The organism is Streptomyces sp. 1222.5 (assembly GCF_900105245.1).
In the GTDB taxonomy this organism is placed as follows: Bacteria; Actinomycetota; Actinomycetes; order Streptomycetales; family Streptomycetaceae; genus Streptomyces; species Streptomyces albidocamelliae.
In genome coordinates this window covers 8,028,891-8,052,640 of record NZ_FNSZ01000001.1, presented here as the reverse complement: position 1 = coordinate 8,052,640, position 23,750 = coordinate 8,028,891, and the positions used below count along the sequence as shown (strand labels likewise).

Sequence of the window (23,750 nt, the reverse complement as noted above, 5' to 3'; positions counted from 1 at the left end):
ACCTCGCGCCGCTTCGGGTCCGGCCGTACCAGGACAGGGGGGCGAAACGAATGCGGCTCTTCGTTCTGTGCGCTTGGCTGCTGACCGCGGGCCTCGGCGGCTACCTGGCCGCCGTGTGGATCCGCCACGGCGGGCTGCGCCAGCGCACACCGGGTGTGACACGGCTGCCGCTGTGGCTCGTGCTGGGCCATGTGGCCCTCGCCGTGACCGGCCTCGCCGCCTGGACCGCCTATGTCGTGGGCGGGGTGCGGAGTTCGGCCTGGGCGGCCTGTGCGGTGGTGCTGATCGTCGCCGCGTTCGGCTTCATGATGCTGCTGCGCTGGCTGCCGAGTTCCGGCCGCCATTCGCAGGGCGGTGCCACGGCCGAACGGCACTTCCCGCTCACGGCGGTGGTCGCCCACGGCACCACGGCCGGCGCCACCGTGCTGCTCGTCCTGCTCGTCGTCCTGCGCAGGATGTGACCGCGCGGGGCCGTGCTCAGCCGCCGATGTCCGAGGGCGCCACGGTGCGGTAGCGAGGGGCGAGGGACCGCCCGGAGCCCTCGCGCAGGGCGAGTTCCGCGGCGGCGAGACGATCCACGGCCTCCGCCTCACGCAGACCGGGCACGCACACCGCCTCGCCGGAGTCGAGCGCGGCCAGGGACGCGGTGACGACGTCGGACGCCGCCATCCCGCCGTCCTCGTGGACCCGTTCCGCGCCCGGTACGGGAGCCTCGCCCGACGTGAGGTGGAACTCGGTGGCGGTGAGACCGGGGCAGACGACCTGGAGGTGCAGCGGCGTGCCGGCGAGTTCGGCGGCCAGGGTCCTGGTGAACGTCACCAGGTAGCCCTTGGTGCCTCCGTAGACGGCCCGGTGGGGCAGGGGGCCGGGGGCCAGGTCCCCCGCGAACGCCAGCAGCGAGGCGACGTTGACGACCGCGCCACGGCCGCGCGTCAGCATGCCCGGGACGGCCGCGCGGGCCAGCACCGTGGGCACCACGACGTTCACGTGGAGCACCTTGGTGAGCAGGGCCGCGTCGACCTCGGCGAACGGCCCGTACCCGTTGATCCCGGCGTTGTTCACCAGCAGGGTCACGTCGTCGGCGGCGGCTCGCGCCTCGACGCGGGCGAGATCGGCGGGCCGGGCGAGGTCGGCGACCAGCGTCTCCACGGCCGCTCCCGTGTGCTCGCGCAGCCGGTCCGCGAGCGCGGTGAGCCGTTCGGCCCGCCGGGCCACCAGGGCCAGGTCCCAGCCGCGCTCGGCCAGTTGCCGGGCGTACTCGGCGCCGATGCCCGACGACGCTCCGGTCACCAGGGCCGTGCCGGGTGTCTGGTCCCAGGTCATCGCCCCGCCCCTTCCCTCGACGGCGCGACGGCGCGTCCCGGACGTGATGCCGGGGCGGCCTTCGTCGCGCTGCCGGGTTTCCGGCGCCGGCGCGGGCGAAACCACACCCGCACGCCGGGCGCTCACGGGTCGGCGAGCGTTACCGCGGTGCCGCGTCCGTCAGTGGGCGGCGCTGTCGCCGACGTCCCGGACGGGGTCGTCCCAGAGGGCGATGCGGGCGGTGATGCGCTTGCCGACCGGTTCCCGCCGTACCTCGAAGCCCTGGACGACGGCCATCACGATCTCCAGACCGTGCTGGCCCACCCGGCCCGGGTCGGCGGCCCTGGCCACCGGCAGGACGGGATCGCTGTCCCAGACCTCCGTCTCCACCGCGCCGTCGGCGATGCGCAGGACCAGCAGCACCGGTCCGGGCGCGTACTTGCAGGCGTTGGTGACCAGCTCGCTGACGACGAGCTGGGTCAGATCCATCGTGCGGGCCGTCACCGGCACCCCGTGGGCCGCCTGCGCCCGGGCGAGGAACGCCCCGGCCCGGTCGCGGGCCCGTGCGATGCACCCGCCGTCGCCACCGTCCAGCTCCACCGCCAGCTGCAACGGCTCGCGGCGCGGCCCCAAAGGCCCCTCACCGAGGGAACCCGATTCCTTCCGGACACACTTCGTCACCCCGTTCACAGAGCCGCGTGTACCCGGGTTCCCGGCCCGCACGCCTGCCGATCGAGGACGGGTCCGTCAGGCATCCTCCGCGCGATCCTGGGCAGCCAGGGGGAGGGGGAAGCTGTGGTCAAGGATCGTCGAGCGTTGTCGAGGAACGCGTGGCAGACACTGCACACATATACGAAGCAGCAGAACCGGACGGGCTGTCGATCAGCCGTGCCGTCGTCGACGGTGTCGCCGTCGTGACGCTGGCCGGGGAGATCGACCACCACACCTCGGGTCTGCTCCGCCAGGCCCTGGCCCCCGACCCTCCGGAGGCGGCCCGTACGGTCGCGGACTTCGCCGGTGTCGCCTTCATGGACTCCAGCGGCATCAACGTCCTCATCGGCGCCCATCAGGCCCATGATCCCGGCGGGTGGCTGCGGCTGGCCGGCGTCCGCAGGCCCGTCCTGCGGACCCTGGAGATCGTCGGCCTCACCACGCTCATCGACTGCTACCCGGACGTGCGGGAGGCGATGGCGGCCTGATCCGGCCCGCTCATCCGGTCGCGTCGTCCAGGGCGGCCGCGTCCCCGCCGGCGGCGGGCGGCGGCACGGCCGGCTCCCCGCCCTCGGTGTGCGGCGCCCCGTGGGACTTTCCCCCGGCCGGCGCGGGACGGCGTACGAGGAGGCCGCTCACCTCGTACGACATCTCGCGCGTCCCGGGAGCGGGCGCCGGGTGGTAGCGGCCCGCGCACACCGACAGGTTGACGATGAGGTACGCGTGCCAGCGGCGGCCCACCCCGCGCCGGTCCGCGAAGGCCCGGGTGCCGTTCACCCACCAGACGACGGATTCGGCCCCGAACTCGGTCCTCAGGTCGATCCAGGCACCGGGCCGTACGGCGTCGCTGCGGAAGGCGGAGCCGGTGTCGCGCACATGGTTGCCGAACTCCAGCAGGTTCGGATTGTCCGGGTGGTACTCGAAGACGTCGATCTCCTGGTCGCCGTCGCGCCAGGTCCAGATCGCCGGCCACGCCCCGACCTCGCGGGGCAGCCGCACCCGGGCCTCCAGCACGTCTCCCGAGCGGACCATGAACGACTGGTCGCTGCCCTCGGTGGTCAGCAGCCCCGTGTTCCACCTGCCGTCCCGCCTGCGTACGGCCCGGAAGAGGCCCGTGCGGCAGTAGGAGGGGTCGGTCACGAGGTAGTCCAGTTTGTCGTCGTCCGGGTTCACCGGGCCGCCGCCGGGATAGGCCCATGAGCGGCCCTCCACCCACTGCTCGGTGGAGGCGAAGTCCGCCGTGAAGACGACGTCGGTCGGGGACGGGGTGCGCGGAACCGGGAACGGGCTGCCCGGATGCGGTTGCTGCATGCCGTGTTTCTCACCGGCTGCCTTCCGGTCATGCGCCGACACTCCGGCCTGGCCTTGGGAACCACCCCTTCGAGGGACGGCGCACCGAAGGGGGGCGGGGTCGCGGAACCCGGCCGTGCGCCCCTGGTGCCCGAGCCGATTCCGTGGTGTGCTGGTGGTGGCGGGAAGGATCCGAAACAGACGCGGGGAAGCGGCCGGGAGTCGCGCACCGCGCAATCAGGATCCGCGAGAAGCGGATGGCCCTTCCCGCCCTCCCCTGTCCGCACGGCCCGGCCGGCGCCATCGCCTCCCGTCCGGGACGGGTCCCGTCGCTCAGGCTCCGCTCGGGGTCCCCCAGCGCGGCCCGATCCGCTTCCACTCCTCGTCCCACTCGGCCATGCGCCGGCGGATGAGCCGGTTGCGCACGACCCAGCCCGCGGCCCAGACGGCGGCGGCGGCCGACGGGGCGACGATGGCACCGGTGAGGGCCGCCTGGGCGTCGGCCGCGGACCCGGTCACCGGGGCGGGCACGACGTGGTCCGAGCGGTTGGCCCACACCGTCAGCCGGCTCCCGGCTGGGGCGCCCGGGAAGATTTTGGCCCGGTCGGTGTGCACCGAGCCGTCGGGGTCGGTCCAGCGCACGGCAGCCCAGACCCGCCCGTCGTCGTACCCGGTCGAGGACGGCGGGGTCCGCGCCGCGTCGTCGGTCAGCACGGCGGACACCGAGTGCAGCTGGGCCCGGCGCGCGGTGAACGCCGCGTCGGAGGACTGTGCCGCCAGCATGCCGGCGAGGGTCCCGCCGATGAGGACGAGCACCCAGGTGGCCAGGACGATCCAGGCCTCGACGACGTCGCTGTGGCGTTTGAGCGGGTTGCGGCGCCATCGCCACAGCCGTACCGGGGTGACCGTTGTGGGAGGTGTCCGGGTCATCGTCACCGCCTCCTCTCGTGCGCCGGCGGCCACGCCTCGGGGCGTACCCGTGCGCTCGGCGTCCGGCGCGCCCGGACCGGGGTCCGGGTGCCGGGGCGGCCGGCCGGCGCGCACCGCGCGTTCTCTTCGCCCGGCACAGAACCCGCGGGGCGGACGGCGAGCGGCACCGGGACGGTCTCCCGGCTTCGGCCACCGAGGGTCACTACACCATCGTGCACCTCCCCCCGGATCCCGGCCGTCCGAGAGAGCGGCCGCCGGGGACGGACGGTCCCGGCGGCCGGCGCGCTGTGCGCTCAGCCCTCCCAGGTCCAGTCCGCGACCTCGGGCAGATCGGTGCCGTGGGTGCGGATCCACGCCTGGTGCCGGATCCGTGCGTCCGCCATGGCCTGGCGTACGGCGGCGGCCCGCACCGCGAGCCCGGGCACCCGGTCGATGACGTCCATGACCAGCCGGTAGCGGTCGAGATCATTGCGTACGACCATGTCGAACGGTGTGGTGGTGGTGCCCGACTCCTTGTATCCGCGCACGTGCAGGTTGCCGTGCCCGATGCGGCGGTAGGCGAGGCGGTGGATCAGCCACGGATAGCCGTGGTAGGCGAAGATCACCGGCTTGTCGGCGGTGAAGAGGCCGTCGTACTCGAAGTCGCTCATGCCGTGCGGGTGGTCGTCGCGCGGCAGCAGCCGGGTCATGTCGACCACGTTGACCACCCGTACCGCGAGGCCGGGCAGGTGGCGGCGCAGCAGTTGGGCGGCGGCCAGCACCTCCTGCGTGGGCACGTCACCGGCGCAGGCGAGGACCACGTCGGGTTCGCCGCCGTTCTCGGTGCCGGCCCACTCCCAGATTCCGGCGCCGCGCGCGCAGTGGTCGCGGGCCTGCTCCATCGTCAGCCAGTCGAAGCAGGGCTGCTTGCCGGCCACGATCACGTTGACGTAGTCGCGGCTGCGGAGCGCGTGATCGGCGACCGACAGCAGGGTGTTGGCGTCCGGCGGCAGGTAGACGCGGACCACCTCGGGGCTCTTGTTGAGGACGTGGTCGACGAATCCGGGGTCCTGGTGGGAGAAACCGTTGTGGTCCTGGCGCCAGACGTGGGAGGTCAGCAGGTAGTTGAGCGAGGCGACGGGAGCCCGCCAGGACAGGGTGCGCGAGGTCTTCAGCCACTTGATGTGCTGGTTGACCATCGAGTCGACGATGTGCACGAACGCCTCGTAGCAGGAGAACAGCCCGTGCCGTCCGGTCAGCAGATAACCCTCCAGCCAGCCTTGGCAGAGGTGTTCGGAGAGGATCTCCAGCACCCGGCCGTGCCGGTCGAGATGCTCGTCCACGGGGAGCGTCGCCGCCTGCCAGGCCTTGCCGCTGGCGTCGAAGACGGCCTGGAGCCGGTTGGAGGCGGTCTCGTCGGGGCCGACGAGCCGGAAGTCCCGGCTCTCCCGGGTGTCCGCCATGACCTGCCGCAGGAGCGAGCCGAGGACCCGGGTGGGCTCGTGCAGGGTCGTGCCCGGTTTGTCGACGGGTACGGCGAAGTCGTCGAGGGACGGGATCGGCAGGGCGCGGACGAGCAGGCCGCCGTTGGCGTGCGGGCTCGCCCCGAGCCGTTTGACCCCCTCGGGCACGCAGGCGACGACGTCGGGGCCGGGCCGTCCGTCGGGTCCGAACAGCTCCTCCGGCCGGTAGGACCGCAGCCACTGCTCCAGTTGTCGGAGGTGGGCCGGGTTGTCACGGACACCGGCCAGCGGGACCTGGTGGGCGCGCCAGGTGCCCTCGACCGGTACGCCGTCGACCTCGGCGGGGCCGGTCCAGCCCTTGGGGGTGCGCAGGACGATCATCGGCCAGGCCGCGCGCTCGGCGGTCCCCTCCGCCCGGGCGGCGCGCTGCGTGCGCGCGATGCGGTCCAGGGACTCGTCGAGGGCGGCCGCGAGGGCGCGGTGCACCTCGGCCGGGTCGTCGCCCTCGACGTACAGGGGGTCGTGGCCGTACCCCCGGAGCAGCGCGTCGAGTTCGTCCTCGGGGAGCCGGGACAGCACGGTCGGGTTGGCGATCTTGTAGCCGTTCAGGTGCAGGATCGGCAGCACGGCTCCGTCGTGCGCCGGGTCGAGGAACTTGTTGGAGTGCCAGGACGCGGCGAGCGGGCCGGTCTCCGCCTCGCCGTCGCCGATGACGCAGGCCACCAGCAGGTCGGGGTTGTCGAAGGCGGCGCCGTAGGCGTGCGCGAGGGAGTAGCCGAGTTCGCCTCCCTCGTGGATCGAGCCGGGCGTCTCGGGAGCCACGTGGCTGGGCACCCCGCCGGGGAAGGAGAACTGCCGGAACAACCGTCCCATGCCGGCCGCGTCCCGGGACACGTCCGGGTACGTCTCGCTGTAGCTGCCCTCCAGCCAGGAGCCCGCCAGGACGGCCGGTCCCCCGTGTCCCGGCCCCCACACGCACAGCACGTCCAGGTCACGCGCCTTGATCACACGGTTGAGGTGCGTGTACACGAGGTTGAGGCCCGGTGAGGTGCCCCAGTGGCCGAGCAGCCGGGGCTTGATGTGCTCGGCTCGCAGCGGTTCGGTCAGCAGCGGGTTGGCCATGAGGTAGATCTGGCCGGCGGCCAGGTAGTTGGCGGCACGCCAGTGCGCGTCCAGGGTGCGCAGTTCCTCGTCGGTGAGTGCGGGGGCGTCCCGGTGGACGGCCTTCTCGGTCATGGGAACTCCGATGGTGGTCGGCAGGGTCGGGCGGGCTCCGGGTACGACGGCGAGCGGCGGGTCGTCTGTCGCGGTACCCCGGGCGGGCGTGGTCTCCACCTCCCGGACGAGCGGTCGGGTTCCAGCGTGGTGGCGCGGTGTCGGCCGGGCGAGGGACCGGTGGTCCCCGGCCGGGGCCGACCGGCCCCTCAGCGGCGACGGCGCGCCGGAAGGACGTCCCAGGCGGGGGCGGGTGGCCGGCCGCCGGGCGGGCGGCGCCGCGTCACGAGGCCGGGGCGCGCACGATCACGACCGGGCAGCCGGCGTGCTGCGAGACGTGCTGGCTGACCGAGCCGAGCAGCGCGCGGGCGAAGCCGCCCCGCCCCCGGCTGCCGACGACCAGGACCTCGGCGCCCTCGGCGGCCCGCAGCAGCACCTCGGCGGGGTTGCCGTGGGCCACGTGGGTGCTGACCGAGGCCGCCCCCTCCGCGCCGAGCACGTCGGTCAGTTCCCGCGTCATCCGCTGCCGGGCCTCGTCCACGTCGATGTCCGTGTCGACGGCCGGTGCCGACCATCCGTACAGCCCCGGCAGCTCCCAGGCGGTGACCGCGTCCACGGTGCCCCCGACGAGGGCGGCGTAGCGTACGGCCCAGTGCAGCGCCTCGTACGAGAACGGCGAGCCGTCGACGCCCACCACGATCCGCGGCTGGGAGACTTCCCTGTCCATGTGTGCCACCTCTCCTGCGGCAAGGGCGCCGGCCCGCGCGTTGTTCCCTCCTTCCACGCTGCCCGCGGTGCCGCCGTACCGCCAGAAATGAGCGGCCGGGGGCATGAGGGCGGCGGCCTCCCGCGGACAGCGCGCATCCGCGGCCGGGGTCAGGACGGCCGGAGCGGCAGGTCGTCGGTGTAGGCGTTCACCGGCTGGGCGACGGGCCGGGCGTCCCGGACGTCGAGTGCCGCCGGGGCGGTCTTCGTGCCGAGGGTGCCCTGGGGGTGCCAGGTCCCGGTCACGGCGAGCCAGGTGTCGGCCGCGGGCACCTCACCGCCGTACATGCGCACCTTCACCGTCTGGGAGTCGGCGGCGCAGCAGCTGAAGATGATCCGCGTGAGGTACCAGCCGTCGTCGCCGGCCGGACTGGCGAACCCGGTCAGCTGGACGGTGCGGCCGGCGATGGCCCTGCTGCGGTCCTGCTGGACGCGCTTGGTGAAGTCCGTGAGGGTCAGCGGCAGGGGTGAGCCGGCGGGCAGCGGGGCGAATCCCCGCTGCACGGTGATCGGCTTGTCGCTCGCGTGTGCGGCGGTGTACGCGCCGGGCGCGGGCGGGGCGTAGAAGAGCAGGCTCACGGCCGGGAGGAACAGCAGCCAGGCGACGCGCGGGGTTCCGGTGTGGTCGTGGCCGTGCTCGTGGCCGACGGCCGCCGCGGTCTGCTGCCATCCCCGGACGGCGGCTCCCGCCAGGCCGAGGACCAGCAGGACCAGCCCGGAGACGATCAGCAGGGGGCGCAGTCCGGCCTTCACGTAGCGCAGGTAGGTGTCGGTGAGGAGGGTCGCGTGCAGCAGACCGAGGCCGGTCAGTGTCAGGAGCATGGTCTGTACGGGGCGTCTCACAGCAGTACGCCTCCGATCAGGGCGCTCGCGGTGACCGCGACCACCGTGGTCGCGGCGCAGAACCGCCAGGCGAAGGCACGTCCGAAGGTGCCGGCCTGGAGGGCGATGAGCTTCAGGTCGACCATCGGGCCGACGACCAGGAACGCGAGCCGGGCGGTGGGCGAGAAGCCGGTGAGGGAGGCCGCGACGAACGCGTCGGCCTCCGAGCAGACGGCCAGCAGCACGGCGAGCGCCGCGAGGAAGAGCACCGACAGCCAGGCGGATCCGGAGAACGTGTCGAGGACGGAGCGGGGCACGGCGACGTTGAAGGTGGCCGCGGCCATGGCGCCCAGCACGAGGAAACCGCCGGCGTTCAGGAAGTCGTGCTGGAAGCCGAGCCGGAACTCGGTCCAGCGGCTGTGGCCGTGCCGGTGGCCGGTGTGCCGGTGACGTACGAGGGGCCGCAGCCACTCCTCCTTGCCCAGCCAGAGCCACAGCCAGCCCATGGCGGCGGCGGTGCCGAGCGAGGCGAGCAGCCGGGCGACGACCATGGCGGGGCTGCCCGGGAACGCCACGGCGGTGGCGGTCAGCACGACCGGGTTGATGGCCGGCGCGGACAGGAGGAACGCGAAGGCGGCGGCCGGTGTCACGCCCCGGCGGATCAGGCTGTCGGCGACCGGTACGGAGGCGCACTCGCAGCCCGGCAGCACCGCGCCCGCGACTCCCGCGACCGGCACCGCGAGGGCGGGCCGCTTCGGCAGCACCCTGGTGAACAGGTCGGCCGGCACGAACGCGTTGATGGCGCCGGACAGGGCGGTGCCGAGGAGGAGGAAGGGCAGGGCCTGGACGGTGATGGCCAGGCAGACGGTGCGCCAGGCCTGCACCGCGGGCTGGTCCAGCCAGCGGGCGCCCGCGAGGAGCAGGACGGCCGTGGCACCGGCCGTGAGCACGAGGGCGGCGCCGAACGGCCACGGGCGGATGCGGCTCAGGGGCGGGGCGACGGGTACGACCGCCACACCCTCGGCCACACCGACCAACTCATCCGATTTGTCCATCATCACTCCGGATGTCGGTGTCCGGGCGACGATATGTGAGGGCGATCATCCGGCCGCGCGTACACGCCGCCGCGCACGGGCGAGCACCCCAATGCGCGACCGACGACCCGGACGGTGGCTCTTCTCACAATCCGGTGCGAACAGGGTCGGAAGTGACGGCGGCCACGTCACCGGAGGCACATTTTGTCTACGTTCAGGAGCCATGTCGTACCCCTCCCCCACCTCGCGCTCCGCGGCCGGCACGCTCCTGGCCTCGACGGCGGCACTGCTCTCCCTCGGCCTGGTGGCACCCGCGACGGCGGCGGCCGCCACCGGCTCCGGCACGGCCGGCAAGGAGCAGGCGCCGCACGCCACGACGGCCGTGCTCGACCTGGACGGCACGGGCCGCACCCCTGTGATCCACGGGCAGGACAAGGCGTACGACACCGCCAGCATCGTCAAGGTCGACATCCTCGCGGCGCTGCTGCTCGAGGCGCAGGACGCGGGACGGCATCTGACGGCCGCGGAACGGAAACTCGCCGAGCCGATGATCCGGCGCAGCGACAACGCGGCGGCCAACGCCCTGTGGCGCGCGATCGGCCGGGCCCCCGGCCTGGCCGCGGCCAACAAGCGCCTCGGACTGACCGAGACGACCGGCGGGTCGGGCACGAGGTGGGGACTGACGAAGACGACGGTGGGCGACCAGATACGGCTGCTCCGCGCCGTCTTCGACGACGCCGGAACCGCGAAGACGGGCCGCGGCACCCTGGACGCGCAGTCCCGGACCTATGTCCGCACCCTGATGAACAGGGTCGTGCCCGAGCAGACCTGGGGGGTCTCGGCGTACCCGGGGTCGGGCGCCCGTCAGGCGCTGAAGAACGGCTGGCTGCAGCGCAACACCACCGGCCTGTGGGACGTCAACAGCATCGGCCAGGTCACCGTGAAGGGGCACCGGTACCTCGTGGCGGCCCTGTCCGACGGCAGCGCGTCCATGAGCGACGGGGTCTCCCTGGTGGAACGGGCGGTACGCGACGCCGCGGCGTGACGGCGGCCCGGCACGGGCGCAGGTGAACACAGGGGCGGGGAGGTGGTTCAAACCACCTCCCCGCCCCTGTGACGCGCCTGTGACAGTCGGCGGACATCCTCATGAAGTCGGGCGCGCAATCTATTGAAACAAGGGCAAAACGCCCTAAACGGTCAGAGACCTCCCCGCTGTCCCGCAAGCACAGCGACCCCCGAGCCGCCCGCCGGAGGAACCCCCCATGAGCGCCACTCTCACCCTTCCGCAGACCGAAGCCCCCGCCCCCGAGCTGGCTCCGCGCGAGCGGGAGACGCTCCGGCACATCGCCGCCGGCCGCACCTACCTGCAGACGGCCCGCCACATGGGACTCTCCAAGCACACCGTCGACGCCTACCTGCGCCGCATCCGGGCCAAGCTCAACATCACCAACACCGCCGAGCTGACCCGCGTGGCGATCGCACTGGGCCTGTGACGGGCCCGACGGCGACGACCGGCCGCTCCCGCGTCCCGTTCGCGAAGGATGCCGACTTTTCGGTGGCTCCCGACTGGGCACGCGGTCGGGGTACGACTTCCGACCGGAGGGGCGGTACGGCCATGGCCGAGTACGAACGTTCCCGCACGATGCCCGCACAGCCCGAGCACGTCTTCGACCAGGCGGCCAACACCTCCCAGCTCGATGCCTGGCTGCCCGACGCGCTGCACGTGGACGCGGGGGACCCGCCTGCCGTCACCGTGCACGAGGACCGGTCCGGGGAGGACATGGCGGCCCTGCTGCGGGCCCGGCCGGACCAGATGCGCCTGGAGTGGGGCACCCGGGAGCAGGGCAGCTACACCGGCTGGCTGCAGGTCGCGGGCATCGGCAGCGGTGCCAGCGAGGTGACCGTCCACCTGTCCTTCTTCGAGGCCGGCCACGACCCGGGCGAGCAGGCGGTCAACGACGCGCTCGACGGCAGCCTGCGCCGCCTGGAGGAGCAGGTGCGCCTCCGGGCCGACCTCGCGGCCGGCTGAGAGAAGGGGGCGAGTGCCTCCCCGGGGTCGCCGGGGAGGCACTCGTGTGCCGGGCGCCGCCGCTAGCGGCGCAGCGCGGCCAGGTTGCGGTAGCCGATCGCCGCGTGCTCCAGGGACTGCCCCGGGCTGGTGGAGCTCGGGGCGTTGTCCTGCTCGACCATCGGGTTGTGGTAGTTGCGGTGGCCCACGCGGGAGAAGAACGTCCGGTAGTCGATGACACCGGTGCCGAACGGAACCATGTCGTAGCCCATGCCGTTCGTCGCGTTGACGACGCCGTCCTTGGCGTGGAAGAGCGGGTAGCGCTTGTCGTGGCGGGTGACGAGGCCCGCCGGGTCGAAGATGTTCGTCTGCGTCGAGCCGTCGTGGGCGGTGTAGGTACGGAACTTGTACTGGGCCACGTGCGCCCAGAAGATGTCCATCTCCAGCCAGACCAGCTTCGGGTCGGTGATGGAGAGGAAGTACTCCAGCTTGCGGATGCCGGAGCTGCGGGTCGGCCGGCCCTGGGCGTCGAGCGGGCCGCCGTCGAGGAGGAAGCCGTAGGCGGCGTCGTGGTTGTGGGTGTACAGCTTGAGGCCGGCGCGGCGGGCCAGCTCGCCGAGGGCGTGCCACTTGTCGGCGGCCACGTCCCAGTCCGCCTGGTAGGCACTGCCGGTGGGGTCGCCACCGGTGCCCACGTGGGCCATGCCGAGGATGTTGGCGATCTCCAGGTGCTTCTTGAAGGTGTCCAGGTCGGTGCTGCTCAGCGGCCAGGAACCGGGGATGAAGCCGTGGTTGCCCTGGGCCCGCAGCCCGTGGTCGTCGAGCCAGCGGCGCAGCTGCTTCGCGCCCTCGACGGACTCCAGGTTCGCCCCGCCGGGCGCGTTGGCGTGCTGACCGTAGCCGGCGAACTCGACCTGCTGGTAGCCGAACCGGGCGAGCTGTTCGAACACCTCCCGGAAGCCGGACGGCAGCGACGTGGACTGCGGGTCGCGGCCGATGGCGTCGCGGACGGTGTACAGGATGATGCCGCGCCTGTCGGCCGGGACGAGGACCTGCCCGTTGCCGTGCTCACCGCCCGGCTGGGGAGCGGCCTGGACGGGGCTCGCGCCGAAGGCGGGTGCGGCGATCGCGCCCGCCGCGACGGCGGTGCAGGTGCTCAGGAAGCGACGGCGGCCGATGCCGAGAGTGCGGCGCAGCTGGTCGTCGGTGTCAGGCGTGTTGTTCACGGGTGCCTTCCTTCACAGGTGTTCGGGGCGGAGACCGGCGAGGTGGAGCAGGAGCGGTTTCACGTCGGTGGCCGCGATGCGGTCGCCGACGGCGCGGGGGGTGGAGCACAGGAGGAGCGGACCGTCGTCGTCGCTCGGGGGGAGGCGGCCGTGGCTGCCCCGGACGGGTGAGGGATCGAGGGGCACGACCGCCATGCGGTAGCGCAGGCCGAGCTTCTTGCGGGCGAGCGCGGTGGCCGCCTTGACCTTGACGTACGGGTCGTGGGGGTCCATGAACAGCTCGACCGGGTCGTAGCCGGGCTTGCGGTGGATCTCCACGAGCCGTGCGAAGTCGGGGGCGCGGGCGTCGTCCAGCCAGTAGTAGTACGTGAACCAGGCGTCCGGTTCGGCGACGGCGACCAGGTCACCGGAGCGCGGATGGTCCAGGTGGTGGGCCTTCTTGCCCTCGTCGTCGAGGAGTTGCTCCATGCCGGGCAGCCCGTCGAGGGCGGCGCGGGTGGCGGCCAGGTCCTCGGGCCGGCGCACGTAGACATGGGCGATCTGGTGGTCGGCGACGGCGAAGGCGCGGGAGGCCATCGGGTCGAGGTACTCCATGCCGTCCTGGGTGTGCACCTCCAGCAGACCCGCCCGGCGCAGCGCGCGGTTGATGTCGACGGGCCTGCTGACGCGGGTGATGCCGTACTCGGACAGGGCGACGACGGTACGGCCCTCCGCGCGTGCCTCGTCGAGCAGCGGAGCCAGCGCCGTGTCCAGGTCGGTGGCGGCCCGCAGGGAGCGCGGGTCGTCGGGGCCGTAGCGCTGGAGGTCGTAGTCGAGGTGCGGGAGGTAGCAGAGCGCCAGGTCGGGGTGGCGGGTGTGCAGGATGTGCCGGGTGGCGTCGATGATCCACTGGCTGGAGACCAGGTCGGCTCCCGGCCCCCAGAACCGGAAGAGGGGGAACGTGCCCAGTTTTCCCGTGAGTTCGTCGTGCAGGGCGGGCGGCCTGGTGTAGCAGTCGGGTTCCTTGCGGCCGTCCGCGTAGTAGACGGGGCGCGGGGTGACGGTGATGTCGGTGTCGGCGCCCATGGCGTACCACCAGCAGATGTTGGCGACCGTGTAGCCGGGGTGGGCGCGGCGGGCCGCGTCCCAGATCTTGTCGCCGGCGACGAGGCCGTTGTGCTGGCGCCACAGCAGGACGTCACCGAGCTCGCGGAAGTACCAGCCGTTGCCGACGATGCCGTGCTCGCCGGGGAGCGTCCCGGTGAGGAAGGTCGACTGGGCGGCGCAGGTGACGGCGGGCAGGACGGTACCGAGGTGGGCCCGGGAGCCGCTGTCGGCGAGCGCCGTGAGGTGCGGCATGTGGGCGAGGAGCCGGGGGGTCAGGCCGACGACGTCGAGGACCAGCAGCGGGGTGGGTCCGGTCATGGCAGCTCCTTCAGGCCCAGGTCGGTCAGCAGGTCGCGGGCGAGGGCGAGTTCGGCGGCGATGCCGTCGGCGAGCCGGTCCCGGCCGCGGGGGCGCAGGCCGGGCGGGAGCGCCTGCCAGGTGTACGTCTCGACCTCCAGGTGGCGGGTGAGCGGGCGGGGTCCGCCGACGAGGCGGGTGAGCGCGTCGCGGAGCACCGGGAGGGTGGCGGTCAGCGGCCCGTCGGGGTCGGCGTGCAGGGGGACGTGGAAGTGGGCGCGCCACGGTGCCGTCGTGGGGAGGGCGTCGCCGTTCAGGGCCTCGGGCAGGTCGTCGGTGCCGCGCAGGCCGGCGGGCGTGGCGGTGCGGGTCTGGTGCAGGAAGCGGGGCTCGGCGAACGCGGCGAGCGCGGCGCGCACGTCGGGCCGGCCGGGGTGTTCGGCGTGCAGGGCGGCCGACAGCTGGGACTTCACGACGGGGATCCGTGCGGTGGCGAGGGCGTCCAGTGCGGTCCGCGGGTCCTCGAAGGACGTGGCGAGGTGGCAGGTGTCGACGCACACGCCGATGCGGGGGTGCTGCACGGCGGTGAGCGGGGCCAGGGCGTCGTGGGTGGTCTCCACGGTGCAGCCGGGCTCGGGTTCCAGGCCGACGCGGATCGAGCGGCCGGTCAGCTCCGCCAGCGCGTCCAGGCGGGCGCCGAGGGTGCGCAGGGCCTCGTGGCCCGTGCGGGCGCGCTCGGCGGTCCAGGTGGTGCGCCAGCCGAGCGGCAGGGTCGAGACGCTGCCCTCGGTGACGTCGTCGGGCAGCAGCGTGCCGAGGATCCGGGCCAGCGCGGTGGTGTACTCCAGGCGCTCGCGATCCGCCCAGTCCGGCCGGTACACCCGGTACTTGACCTCGTCGGAGCCGAAGCCCTCGTAGGGGAACCCGTTGAGGGTGACGACCTCCAGGCCGCGCCGGTCGAGTTCGCCGCGCAGCATGCGCAGCGCGGACGGGTCGGTGTCCACGGCGCGGGCGGCGTCGTGGGCGAGCCACAGACCGATGCCGAGGCGGTCGCGGCCGAGCCGGCGGCGTACCGGCTCGCAGTGGTCGCGCAGTTGGGCGAGGACGCCGTCGAGGGTCTCGGCGGGGTGGACGTTCGTGCAGTAGGCGAGGTGGACGGTCGTGCCGTCCGGATGCCGGAAGCGCATCCCTCACTCCCCGCCGCGGGCGAGGGAGTTGCCCTCGTGGGTGGCGTCCGGCGGGGCCACGTCGAGGTCCAGACGTCCGCTGAGCCCGTAGAAGGCGACCGGGTTGCGCCACAGGACCCGGTCGACGTCGTCCGCGGTGAATCCCTCGGCCAGCATCAGGTCGGCCACCGCGCGGGTCTTCAGCGGATCGCTGCGGCCCCAGTCGGCCGCGGAGTTGACGAGCACCTTCTCCGGTCCGTGCGAGCGCAGGATCTGCACCATCCGCCGCTCGTCCATCTTGGTGTCGGGGTAGACGGAGAAGCCCAGCCAGCAGCCGCTGTCCTTGGCCTCCCCGACGGTCGTCTCGTTGAGGTGGTCGACCAGGACCCGGTCCATGGGCAGCGCGGACTCGCGGACGACGTCGAGGGTGCGGCGCAGTCCCGCGAGCTTGTCGCGGTGCGGGGTGTGCACGAGGGCGGGCAGGCCGTGGTCGGCGGCGAGCTGGAGCTGCGCCGCGAGGGCCTTGTCCTCGGCGGGGGTCATCGAGTCGTAGCCGATCTCACCGACCGCGACGACCTGGTCCTTGACGAGATAGCGGGGCAGTTCGTCCAGGACGGGGGCGCAGCGCGGGTCGTTGGCCTCCTTCGGGTTGAGGGCGAGCGTGCAGTGGTGGGCGATGCCGTGCTGGGCGGCGCGGAACGGCTCCCAGCCGAGCAGGGAGTCGAAGTAGTCGAGGAAGGAGGCGGGTGAGGTGCGGGGCTGGCCGAGCCAGAAGGAGGGCTCCACCAGTGCGCGGATGCCGGCGGCCCGCATGGCCTCGTAGTCGTCGGTGGTCCGGGAGGTCATGTGGATGTGGGGGTCGAACAGGCGCATCAGGACTCCTTGCGGGTCTCCGCGCCGGCCAGGGCCAGCACGCGGTACAGGCCGCTGGGGACGGGACGGTCGGCCGCGGTGCGTTCGGCCGCGAAGTCGGTGAGCATCCGGGCGAGTTCGGCGTCGGCGCGGGCGCGCTGGGCGAGGCCGGCAACGGCGTCGACGGGGACGCCGGTGAACAGGCACTTGAGGACGGCGTGCCGCCAGCCGTGGTCGTCCAGGTGGCGGGCCGCGTAGGGGCCGACGGCGGCCGCGATCAGCCGGGTGTCGTTGGTGCGCAGGGCGTCCTCGACCAGGGGGAGCGCGTCCGGTCCGGGCACGAGGTGGGGCAGGACGAGCAGGACGGCCCGGCGTTCGGCGGCGGTGCCCTGCCGGTAGACGCGGGTGAGGGCGGTGGTGTCGGCGCCGGCCGCGTGCAGGATGAGGACGCGGGCGGCGTCGGCGTGCCCGCTGCCGCAGCGGCGCCCGGCCTCCGCGAGCCGCAGTTCCCACACGGTGATCGGGCCGTGTCCGCCGGGATGGTCGGCGGCTTCTGCCAGGGCCCGCCGGTACCACTCGCGGGCGGCCCGGTCGGGGTGGGCGTCGAGGTGGTCGCGCAGGGCGCCGAGGGAGGGCGACGCCGCGACGGTCGCGTGGGTCACGGTGTGCTCCCTTCGGCGGTGGCGCGGTCTCGGTGGAGTGCTTTCACGACGCGCTCCCTTCCGGTACGGGAACGGGACTCGCGGCGGCGCGGCGGAGGAACGGCAGTGAGGTCTGCGCGTGGTGGGGGCCGGCGTGGGAGTGGCGGGGCAGTTCCACGACCGTGAGGCCCTGGTAGCCGGTGGCGTCGAGGGCCGCGAGGACCGGCGGGAAGTCGATCTCGCCCTCCCCGAACGGGAGGTGGTCGTGGACTCCGCGCCGCATGTCCTCGATCTGGACGTGCCGGAGCCAGGGCGCGGCCGCGTGCACGCAGTCCTCGGGCGGCAGGGGTTCCAGGCACTGGCAGTGGCCGATGTCGAGGGTGAGGCCGAGGGCGGGTGGGTCGCCGAGGAGGGCGCGCAGGTGGTGGAAGTCGGCGAGGGTGGCGAGGAGGTGGCCGGGCTCGGGTTCGACGGCGAGCGGGACGCCGGCGGTGCCCGCGGCCTCCAGGACGGGGGTGAGGGACGCGGTGAGCCGCTGCCATGCCGTGGCCGGTTCGTCCACTGTGGGCGGAACGATTCCGCTGAAGCAGTGCACGGCCCGCGCGCCGAGGTCCGCGGCCACCCGTACCGCCCGCAGGAGCAGGTCCGCGCGGCGGGCGCGGGCCTCCGGGTCCGGGTCGAGCAGGGAGGGCCCGTGCTTGCGGCGCGGGTCGAGGACGTAGCGGGCACCGGTCTCCACGGTGACGTCGAGGCCCAGCTCGGCCAGCCGCTGCGCGACCCGGTGGGTGCGGCCGGCGAGGCCGGGGGCGAGCGGGTCGAGGTGCATGTGGTCGAGGGTCAGGCCGACGCCGTCGTAGCCGAGGTCGGCGAGCAGGGCGAGGGCGTCGTCCAGCCGCAGGCCGGTGAGACCGTTGGTGCCGTACCCGAAACGGAGGGTCATGTGACGCTCACCTTTCTGGAGAACCGCGCCGCGAGCGGGGCGAGCGCGGCGGTGCACAGCGCGGCGACGGGGGCGCCGGCGCGGGCGCAGAGGGCGGACTGGAGGGGGATGGTCGCGCGGATGCCGCCGGCGACGGCTCGCTGGGTGAGCTGGGGTGAGGGGTGGAGAGCGGCGTGGAGGTAGGGGCGGGCGGCCAGGGCCGTGTAGGCGGCGGTGAGCACGCTGCCGAGCGGGGGCCGGCCCGTCCGTGGCCGGGCGCCGGCGCTGCCCGGCAGGCCGGGGGTGGGTGCGGCACCCCGGCCCGCCGGGAGTTCACGGGCGAGCAGGAGCCCCAGGGTGCCCGACGTGATCAGTGCGGTGAGCGGCGGCAGGGCGGCTCCCCCGGTGGTCTCGTGGCGGGAGACCGCGGTCAGGGCCAGGGTGTGGGCGCTCAGCAGCGCGGCGGAGGGCAGGGCCCGGTGCACCACCCCCCGCGCCGGCCCGGTGGCCGCCGCGCCGAGCAGCAGGTCGAGACCGCGGGCCGCCGCCATCGCCACGGGTCCGGCCGGAGTGCGTTTGAGGACCAGGTCGTACGCCCACACCGTCGCCGCGAGCGGCGTCGCGACGGCGAGGGCGGGGCGGCCGGCGCGGGCGGCGAGGGCCAGGCCCGCCGCGGTGAGCGCACCGGCCGCGGCGAGGGCGGCCGCGGGGCGGACACGGCCGGAGGGCAGGGGCCGGTGCGGTCGCTCGACGGCGTCCTCCTCCCGGTCGGCCCAGTCGTTGAGCGCCATGCCGGCCTCGTAGAGGCAGAGGGAGGAGGCGGCCGCCAGCAGGGTACGGCCGCCCGGCCGGCCCGGTACCGCCGCCGCCCCGGCCAGCACGTCACCGGGCACGGTGAACAGCGCGGGCAGACGCAGCAGTTCGGCCCAGGCCCGGGCGCTCACGCGGCCCCCCGCAGCCGCCACCCGAACCGCACGAGCGCCGCGTACTGTTCCGCGAGCGCCGAAGGCCCCTCCCCCACCGGGTCCTTGAAGTAGAAGCCGAGATCGGTCAGGGGCCCGCGGGCGCCCGACTCCTGTGCGCGGAGGGTCAGTCGGGCCAGGTCCAGGACCAGGGGCGCCGCCAGGGCCGAGTCGCAGCCCTGCCAGGTGGTCTGCAGGACCATGCGGGTGCCGAGGAAACCGTCGAAGGCGATGTGGTCCCAGGCGGTCTTCCAGTCGCCGAGCGCCGGTACGTCGTCGATGTGGACCTCGCCCTCGGGGCTGCCGCCGAGGGTGTCGGTGAGGACGCGTTCCTTGCCGGCGTTCTTGGCGGCGGCGGCCGCGGGATCGGCGAGTGCCGCGCCGTCGCCGCCGCCCAGCAGGTTGGTGCCGGACCAGGCGCGCACGTCCAGCGCCCGCTGCGCGAACATCGGTCCGAGGACCGAGCGCAACAGGGTCTGGCCGGTCTTGCCGTCCCGGCCGGCGTACGGCACACCGCTCGCCGCGGCGGCCGCGGCCAGGGCCGGGTGGTGCAGTCCCGTCGACGGGGTGAAGTTGACGTAGCCGCAGCCGGCGCGCAGGGCCGCCGCCGCGTACAGCGAACTCGGCGGCAGGGCCGCGCCGTCGGCGGCCGGCTCGGTGGAGGCCACGTTCACGACGACGGCCCGCTCCAGGCCACCGCGCTGTACGAAGTCCTGGATGTCGGCGGTGAAGGCGGCGATCAGCCGCTCGGTGCTCCGGGTGTCACCCGGGGCCGGCCCGCCCGGCCGTATCTCCGCGTCGGCCGCGGCGAGTTCGGCCGCCACGGCCGCGGGGAGGCCGTGCGGCAGGACGCCGCCCGCGGCCAGCTCCTCCGCCCGTTTGGGCAGCGGGCAGTCCATCGTGTCGTGGCCGCCGAAGACCAGCGACGTGAGGGCCGGCAGACCGCTGTCGGCGAACGGGGGCGTCTCGGTGACCATGCCGGTGGGCGGGCGCAGGCCCGCCGCTACGGCGGCGCAGCCGGCCACGGCGGTGGTGGCGACGGAGCCGCGGGCACCGATCAGCCACACTCCCACGCGGGTGCGGGGAAGGGACGCGGACATGGGCAGCCTCCTTGACGGGCGCGAGCCCCGGGTGAGTGGGGGACCAGGGCGGCGGGCGGGGGTCCGGCGTCCCCCGCCCGCCGCCGCTCACCTGCCCTTGGCGGGCAGTTCCTTGATCCGGATGTCGCGGAAGGACACGTCGTCACCGGTTCCGTGGTTCTGGATGCCGATGTGTCCGTCGCGCAGGCTCCGGGCCGGATCGGTGTTGGTGAAATCGTTGATCTTCACGCCGTTGAGCCAGACGCGCAGGCGTTCGCCCTGCACCCGGATCTCGTACGTGTTCCACTCCCCCGGCGGGTTCAGCGCACGGTCGCGCTTCTTCAGGTCGGCGGACTGGAAGCCGTAGACGGACCCGGTGGTCTTCTCGGGCACGTCGGTGGCGTCGATCTGGATCTCGTATCCGTTGTCGACCGCCGACCAGGGGTCGTCCGAGGACGGGAAGCCCACGAACACCCCGGAGTTGTCGTCGCCGGCGGCCTTCCAGTCGAGCTTGAGCGAGTACGAGCCGAAGCTCGACGGGGTGTACCAGAGCAGCCCCAGTCCCCCGGTCGACGTGAGCGTGCCGTCGTCGGAGAGGGTGAAGCCGCCCGGGCCCGCCTGTCGCCAGCCGTCCAGGGAGGTTCCGTCGAAGAGCGGCCGGTAGCCGTTCTCGGGCCGGCAGTCGGCCTGGGTGTCGCCGACGACCCAGCGGATGCCGCCCAGCAGGTGCTGCCGGAAGGCGGGGTCGGCGTAGGACTCCCTGGTGTGGCCGCCCCCGGTGTAGAAGGCGCGGCCGCCCTGGTAGTCCTGGCACCAGGCGATCGGATGGTCGCCGTTCATGGTGCCGCCGGTGTAGGACGTCTCGTCCAGGGAGGCGAGGACGTGGGCGCGGTCACGCGGGTCGGAGCGGTAGTTGTACCACTCGTCCGTGCGCTCCCAGGTCCGTCCCAGGTGCGAGGTCGCCGGGTGGGCGCGGTCCTCCACGTTCACCGTGGCCGGCTGGATCGCCGGGTGGTTCTGGAACCAGGCGCCCGCGAGGCCGCCGTAGAACGCCCAGTCGTACTCGGTGTCGGCGGCCGCGTGGACACCCACGTAACCTCCGCCGTGCCGGATGTACCCCTCGAACGCGTCCTGCTGGGCGGCGTCGAGGACGTCACCGGTGGTCGACATGAAGACCACGGCGTCGTAGCGGCTGAGGTTCCCCCCGGTGAAGGCGCCCGCGTCCTCGGTGGTGTCGACGGTGAAGCCGTTCGCCCGGCCGAGCTGCCGGACGGCCTCGATGCCCTCGGGGATGGAGTCGTGCCGGAAGCCCGCGGTCTTGGAGAAGACCAGGACGCGCTTGGGGTGGGCCGGGTCCGACACGGCGGGTGCGGTCACACAGCCGAGGAGCAGGGCGGCACCGAGCACCGCGGTGGTGATTCTGCCCGTTGGTCGCATGGTGTGCCCTCCTCTCAGCCGGTGGTGAAGGTGAAGTCGTCCAGGTCGAACAGGGCACCGCTGCCGCCCTTGAAGACCAGGTAGAGGGTGGTGGTGCCGCGCGGTGCGCGGGACAGGCCGGCGGTGACGTCCTGGTAGGTGTCCGGGCCGCCGGTCACGGGCACGGTGGCCTTGCCCAGCAGGGTGCCGGTCGCGGATCCGGCGCGTACCTCGAGGGTGCCGCCGGCGCCGCCGGAGGCGATGCGCGCGGTGATCTTCTTGGCGTCGGACAGGACGTACGGGGTGAAGGAGATCCAGTCGCCGTTGTGGATGTCGCCGACCACCTTGGCGCCGTGTGCGCTGCTGCGGGCGGTCACCGTGACGCCGGAGGAGTCGCCGAAGTGCTCGGCCTGGCGGTGGCGGGGCTCGAGGACGCTGCGGGCGTGCGTGGTGAGCGCTTCCTGGCCGCCGCCCCCGCCGTCGGTGTACTGGGCGTCGAGGACACCGAAGATGTTCGCGTCCTCGTCGTGGCCGCCGTCGGCGCTGGTCCGGATGGTGCCGGAGCAGCCCTGGGCGGAGGTCAGCGGGTGGCCGTGGGTGTCGTGGCCGAGGATGAAGTTGACGGTGACCTTGGAGCAGTCGACCGCCCTGCCGTCCTCGGGGTCGGTGACCTTCACCTTGAACGGTACGGCGTCACCGAAGCTGAACAGCTGCCCGTCCTGGGGGAGTTCCAGGGTGACCTTGGGCGCGGTGTTGCCGACGACGACCCGGACGCTCGCGCTGCCGGTCCGGCCGGTGGTGTCCTTGGCGGTCACCGTGGCCGTGTAGGTGCCGTTCTTCTTGTACTTGTGGGTGGGGTCGGCCGCAGTCGAGGTGGCGCCGTCGCCGAAGTCCCAGCTGTAGGTGAGGGCGTCGCCGTCCTGGTCGCTGGTGCCGGCCGCGGAGAAGGCCACCTTCAGCGGCGCCTGTCCGGAGGTGCGGTCCGCGGCGGCCTGGGCCACCGGGGAGTGGCCGTCGGTGGCGTTCTCGATGCGGAACAGGCCCGAGTTGTCGTCGCCGCCGAACCAGGAGGTGCCGTAGTCCAGCACGTAGAGGGCGCCGTCGGGGCCGAAGGCCATGTCCATCACCTGGGTGCCGCTCCAGGGGACGTCGTCGATCGACTGGACCTTGCCGTCGGCGTCGCTGCTGATGCGCTTGATCCAGCGGCGGCCGAACTCACCGGCGAAGAAGTCGCCGTCGTAGGCCTCGGGGAACTTCACGGGCGAGTCGAGCGCGGGGTCGTAGTGGTAGACCGGGCCGCCCATCGGGGACTCGGAGCCGTCGCCGAACTCCGGTACGGACGGGCCGTTGTACGGGATCCAGGCGGGCTGGGCCGGGGGCAGGTCGGTGAGACCGGTGTTGTGCGGCGAGTCGTTCTTCGGCGCGGAGCAGTCGAACGTGGCGCCGGAGGTCTTCGTCGCGAAGTCGTAGTCGACGTAGGGGTCGTTGGCGCCGGTGCAGTACGGCCAGCCGAAATTGCCGGGCTTGGTCACCCGGGCGAACTCGACCTGGCCGGCCGGGCCGCGGCCGGGGTTTGCGGAGCCGGCGTCGGGGCCGTAGTCGCCGACGTAGAGGATGCCGGTCTTCTTGTCGACGCTGAACCGGAACGGATTGCGGAAGCCCATGGCGTAGATCTCGGGCCGCGTCTTGGCCGTGCCCGGCGCGAAGAGGTTGCCGTCCGGGATGGAGTAGGAGCCGTCGGCGTTGACCTTGATGCGCAGGATCTTGCCGCGCAGGTCGTTGGTGTTGCCCGAGGTGCGCTGGGCGTCGAAGCCGGGGTTGCGGTCGGCGCGCTCGTCCAGCGGGCTGTAGCCGTCGGACTGGAAGGGGTTGGAGTCGTCACCGGTCGACAGGTACAGGTTGCCGTCCGCGTCGAAGTCGATGTCACCGCCGACATGGCAGCACAGGCCCCGCGTGGTGGACACGTCGAGGATCTTCTTCTCGCTGGCCTTGTCGAGGGTGCCGTCGGTGTCCAGCACGAAGCGGGAGAGCCGGTTCACGCCGTCGAAGGGCGCGAAGTCGGCGGCGGTGCCGGTCTCCGGGGCGTCGCCCGCCGGCGTGTTCAGCGGCGGGGCGTAGTAGAGGTAGATGAAGCGGTTCTGGGCGAAGTCCGGGTCGACGCCGACGCCTTGCAGGCCCTCCTCGTCGTGCGAGTAGACGTCGAGCTTGCCGGCGACGCGGGTGTTGCCCGCGGCGTCCGTCAGGCGCAGCTCGCCGTCGCGGGAGGTGTGCAGGACCGAGCGGTCGGGGAGGACGGCGAGCGACATCGGCTCGCCGACCTCCGCCTCCCCCTTGGCGAGGGTGACCTGCTGGAAGTCCTCCGTCGCCGCGGCGGCGTCCTGGCCGGTGACGGCTGCGCCGGCCTGGGGGGTGGTCAGGGTGAGGGTGGCGCCCGCGAGCAGGGCACCGCTGAGCAGGGCGAGCGACTTGCGCAGGCGTGTTCTGCGGGTTCCGGTGCGGGTGGTGCGGTCGTTCCCGTGCACGAATGGCCTCCAGAGAGGGGCTGGTTGTACGGGGCGGGTGCGTACGCCGGGATGCGCCGTCATCC

The 23,750-nt window shown here is 73.5% G+C and carries 23 protein-coding genes; 5 read left to right on the top strand and 18 right to left on the bottom strand.

Features of this window, described 5'->3' with window-relative positions; genetic code table 11:
• The first annotated feature begins 50 nt into the window (after positions 1 to 50).
• Entirely contained in the window at positions 51 to 461 is a 411-nt protein-coding gene (locus BLW57_RS36460) for a hypothetical protein (protein ID WP_093479961.1), read from the top strand.
• A gap of 16 nt (positions 462 to 477) precedes the next feature.
• Here BLW57_RS36460 and BLW57_RS36455 read toward each other — a convergent pair whose 3' ends face one another.
• Together BLW57_RS36455 and BLW57_RS36450 are read right to left on the bottom strand one after the other, a co-directional pair.
• Positions 478 to 1,323, bottom strand: coding sequence for an SDR family NAD(P)-dependent oxidoreductase (locus tag BLW57_RS36455; protein WP_093479960.1), 846 nt, complete (start codon positions 1,321 to 1,323; stop codon positions 478 to 480).
• A 159-nt stretch (positions 1,324 to 1,482) separates the two neighbouring features.
• Complete coding sequence (locus BLW57_RS36450; RefSeq protein ID WP_093479959.1) at positions 1,483 to 1,935, bottom strand: ATP-binding protein; 453 nt, start codon at positions 1,933 to 1,935, stop codon at positions 1,483 to 1,485.
• A 197-nt stretch (positions 1,936 to 2,132) separates the two neighbouring features.
• Here BLW57_RS36450 and BLW57_RS36445 point away from each other — a divergent pair, with 197 nt between their 5' ends.
• Entirely contained in the window at positions 2,133 to 2,501 is a 369-nt protein-coding gene (locus BLW57_RS36445; RefSeq protein WP_176985858.1) for an STAS domain-containing protein, read from the top strand.
• 10 nt (positions 2,502 to 2,511) lie between these two features.
• On the opposite strand, the gene BLW57_RS36440 is transcribed toward BLW57_RS36445, so the two are convergent.
• The 6 genes from BLW57_RS36440 to BLW57_RS36415 form a co-directional block, all read right to left on the bottom strand.
• Entirely contained in the window at positions 2,512 to 3,324 is an 813-nt protein-coding gene (locus tag BLW57_RS36440; RefSeq protein ID WP_256339683.1) for a LamG domain-containing protein, read from the bottom strand.
• Positions 3,325 to 3,636: 312 nt separating this feature from the next.
• Positions 3,637 to 4,233, bottom strand: coding sequence for an Rv1733c family protein (locus tag BLW57_RS36435; RefSeq protein ID WP_093479958.1), 597 nt, complete (start codon positions 4,231 to 4,233; stop codon positions 3,637 to 3,639).
• Between the two features lie 293 nt (positions 4,234 to 4,526).
• Positions 4,527 to 6,911: a phosphoketolase family protein gene (locus tag BLW57_RS36430; protein WP_093481076.1), complete on the bottom strand. Its 2,385-nt coding sequence runs from the start codon at positions 6,909 to 6,911 to the stop codon at positions 4,527 to 4,529.
• 262 nt (positions 6,912 to 7,173) lie between these two features.
• On the bottom strand, positions 7,174 to 7,617 hold the full coding sequence (locus BLW57_RS36425) for a universal stress protein (RefSeq protein ID WP_093479957.1): 444 nt from the start codon (positions 7,615 to 7,617) through the stop codon (positions 7,174 to 7,176).
• A gap of 149 nt (positions 7,618 to 7,766) precedes the next feature.
• Complete coding sequence (locus BLW57_RS36420; protein WP_093479956.1) at positions 7,767 to 8,498, bottom strand: TIGR03943 family putative permease subunit; 732 nt, start codon at positions 8,496 to 8,498, stop codon at positions 7,767 to 7,769.
• A complete protein-coding gene (locus tag BLW57_RS36415; protein WP_256339682.1) occupies positions 8,495 to 9,532 on the bottom strand; it encodes a permease in 1,038 nt (345 codons plus the stop codon). The genes BLW57_RS36420 and BLW57_RS36415 overlap by 4 nt, the downstream gene beginning before the upstream one ends.
• A gap of 202 nt (positions 9,533 to 9,734) precedes the next feature.
• Between BLW57_RS36415 and BLW57_RS36410 the strand changes: the two genes are divergently transcribed.
• The 3 genes from BLW57_RS36410 to BLW57_RS36400 all read left to right on the top strand — a co-directional run bounded on the left by BLW57_RS36410 (position 9,735) and on the right by BLW57_RS36400 (position 11,540).
• Positions 9,735 to 10,556: a serine hydrolase gene (locus BLW57_RS36410; RefSeq protein WP_093479955.1), complete on the top strand. Its 822-nt coding sequence runs from the start codon at positions 9,735 to 9,737 to the stop codon at positions 10,554 to 10,556.
• Positions 10,557 to 10,773: 217 nt separating this feature from the next.
• The gene (locus BLW57_RS36405) at positions 10,774 to 11,004 is read left to right on the top strand and encodes a response regulator transcription factor (RefSeq protein ID WP_093479954.1); all 231 of its coding nucleotides are present in this window, start codon (positions 10,774 to 10,776) and stop codon (positions 11,002 to 11,004) included.
• Between the two features lie 122 nt (positions 11,005 to 11,126).
• Complete coding sequence (locus BLW57_RS36400; RefSeq protein ID WP_093479953.1) at positions 11,127 to 11,540, top strand: SRPBCC family protein; 414 nt, start codon at positions 11,127 to 11,129, stop codon at positions 11,538 to 11,540.
• Positions 11,541 to 11,602: 62 nt separating this feature from the next.
• Here BLW57_RS36400 and BLW57_RS36395 read toward each other — a convergent pair whose 3' ends face one another.
• The 10 genes from BLW57_RS36395 to BLW57_RS36350 all read right to left on the bottom strand — a co-directional run bounded on the left by BLW57_RS36395 (position 11,603) and on the right by BLW57_RS36350 (position 23,685).
• Positions 11,603 to 12,745, bottom strand: coding sequence for a sugar phosphate isomerase/epimerase family protein (locus tag BLW57_RS36395; RefSeq protein ID WP_093479952.1), 1,143 nt, complete (start codon positions 12,743 to 12,745; stop codon positions 11,603 to 11,605).
• Positions 12,746 to 12,757: 12 nt separating this feature from the next.
• Positions 12,758 to 14,149, bottom strand: coding sequence for an alkaline phosphatase family protein (locus BLW57_RS36390; protein ID WP_093479951.1), 1,392 nt, complete (start codon positions 14,147 to 14,149; stop codon positions 12,758 to 12,760).
• Positions 14,146 to 15,315 (bottom strand): metabolite traffic protein EboE, encoded by a 1,170-nt coding sequence (eboE, locus tag BLW57_RS36385; protein WP_093479950.1) that lies wholly within the window; start codon positions 15,313 to 15,315, stop codon positions 14,146 to 14,148. Before eboE ends, BLW57_RS36390 begins: the two co-directional genes overlap by 4 nt.
• 3 nt (positions 15,316 to 15,318) lie before the next feature.
• Entirely contained in the window at positions 15,319 to 16,167 is an 849-nt protein-coding gene (locus tag BLW57_RS36380) for a TatD family hydrolase (protein WP_093479949.1), read from the bottom strand.
• A complete protein-coding gene (locus BLW57_RS36375) occupies positions 16,167 to 16,808 on the bottom strand; it encodes an EboA domain-containing protein (protein ID WP_093479948.1) in 642 nt (213 codons plus the stop codon). Before BLW57_RS36375 ends, BLW57_RS36380 begins: the two co-directional genes overlap by 1 nt.
• A 43-nt stretch (positions 16,809 to 16,851) precedes the next feature.
• Positions 16,852 to 17,727, bottom strand: coding sequence for a sugar phosphate isomerase/epimerase family protein (locus BLW57_RS36370; protein ID WP_093479947.1), 876 nt, complete (start codon positions 17,725 to 17,727; stop codon positions 16,852 to 16,854).
• Positions 17,724 to 18,650, bottom strand: a complete 927-nt coding sequence (locus BLW57_RS36365) for an SCO3242 family prenyltransferase (RefSeq protein WP_371127825.1) — start codon at positions 18,648 to 18,650, stop codon at positions 17,724 to 17,726. The genes BLW57_RS36370 and BLW57_RS36365 overlap by 4 nt, the downstream gene beginning before the upstream one ends.
• Positions 18,647 to 19,768: an inositol-3-phosphate synthase gene (locus BLW57_RS36360; RefSeq protein WP_093479945.1), complete on the bottom strand. Its 1,122-nt coding sequence runs from the start codon at positions 19,766 to 19,768 to the stop codon at positions 18,647 to 18,649. The genes BLW57_RS36365 and BLW57_RS36360 overlap by 4 nt, the downstream gene beginning before the upstream one ends.
• Positions 19,769 to 19,855: 87 nt before the next feature.
• The gene (locus tag BLW57_RS36355) at positions 19,856 to 21,184 is read right to left on the bottom strand and encodes a ThuA domain-containing protein (protein WP_093479944.1); all 1,329 of its coding nucleotides are present in this window, start codon (positions 21,182 to 21,184) and stop codon (positions 19,856 to 19,858) included.
• Positions 21,185 to 21,198: 14 nt separating this feature from the next.
• Positions 21,199 to 23,685, bottom strand: a complete 2,487-nt coding sequence (locus BLW57_RS36350; protein WP_093479943.1) for a PQQ-dependent sugar dehydrogenase — start codon at positions 23,683 to 23,685, stop codon at positions 21,199 to 21,201.
• Positions 23,686 to 23,750: the final 65 nt, after the last annotated feature.